This window comes from Finegoldia sp. (assembly GCF_046991905.1).
In the GTDB taxonomy this organism is placed as follows: Bacteria; Bacillota; Clostridia; order Tissierellales; family Peptoniphilaceae; genus Finegoldia.
The window spans coordinates 1-1061 of the sequence record NZ_JBKWZF010000131.1 but is presented as its reverse complement, the minus strand read 5'-3'; the positions used below and the strand labels follow the sequence as shown (position 1 = coordinate 1061).

The 1061-nt window shown below is 35.7% G+C and carries 2 protein-coding genes; one reads left to right on the top strand and one right to left on the bottom strand.

Annotated features, from left to right (window positions below; genetic code table 11):
• On the top strand, positions 1–577 hold a 577-nt coding region (locus tag ACLUJM_RS13625), incomplete at its 5' end, for a restriction endonuclease subunit S (protein ID WP_172977260.1).
• Here the strand turns inward: ACLUJM_RS13625 and ACLUJM_RS13620 are convergent.
• Positions 557–1061: restriction endonuclease subunit S (locus ACLUJM_RS13620; RefSeq protein ID WP_253902511.1), on the bottom strand; the 505-nt coding region annotated here is incomplete at its 5' end. The two genes, ACLUJM_RS13625 and ACLUJM_RS13620, sit on opposite strands and share 21 nt — an antisense overlap.

Sequence of the window (1061 nt, the reverse complement as noted above, 5' to 3'; positions counted from 1 at the left end):
CAAGTATTATGAGCAGGTAGGTAAAAAGTGCTTGGATATAACAGAACAGATACCTTTTGAAACTCCCAAGAATTGGGTATGGACAAGACTTTCTCATATTGCAAACATTTACACTGGCAACAGTATTAGTGAAACTGAAAAGAAATCAAAATTTACAGATGTTATAGGACGTTATTATATTGGAACTAAGGATGTTGATTTTAATAATCGGATTATTTACGATAATGGCATTGCGATTCCGAAACAATATGAACCTGATTTTAGACTTGCTCCCAATAACTCAATATTGATGTGTATTGAAGGTGGAAGTGCCGGAAGAAAAATTGCAATACTGAATCAAGATGTATGTTTTGGGAATAAGTTATGTTGTTTCTCACCATTTGTTGGAATCGGGAAATACATGTACTATTATCTACAGTCACCATCGTTCTTTGAACTATTTAACCTAAATAAAACGGGCATTATAGGTGGTGTAAGTATAGCAAAAGTAAAAGAAATATTAATACCATTACCTCCGATTAAAGAACAACAACGCATTGTTGCTCAAATAGAAAAACTATTTGAGCAACTGCGATAGTTCATTTATCCGTTCTGCAATACGCTGCTGTTCTTGATAAGGTGGAATACCAATAGGCAGATTGTAGAATAACTCTTTATTGAGGTGCGGAATAGCCGCACCTCTTTTTGAATTTCTCAAATCCTCTTTATAGAACAGAATGAAAGCCAAAATATATGGTTTCCATATAGCCGAAGAAAGCCATAACTGTTTGAATGTACTCCCCATATACCCATCTTGCGGAACAGTGAAAACTTCACCTGAATTTTCACCATCTACAAGAATGATGTTATCTCCGGCATAGACAAATTTTCCTTTCTCTACAATGGTAGCAGATGATTTACCACGTAGGTATTTTGCATCCAGACAGATGCCCTTTCCGTTTCTTTTTTCACCGTCTATCAGTTGGCATATGTCTTTCAAACGTAGCACAGACCAAATGTTAGGATATTCAAAAGGAAGCTCAATCTCAACGGTTTGCGCATTTATCCTCTCATAATACTTG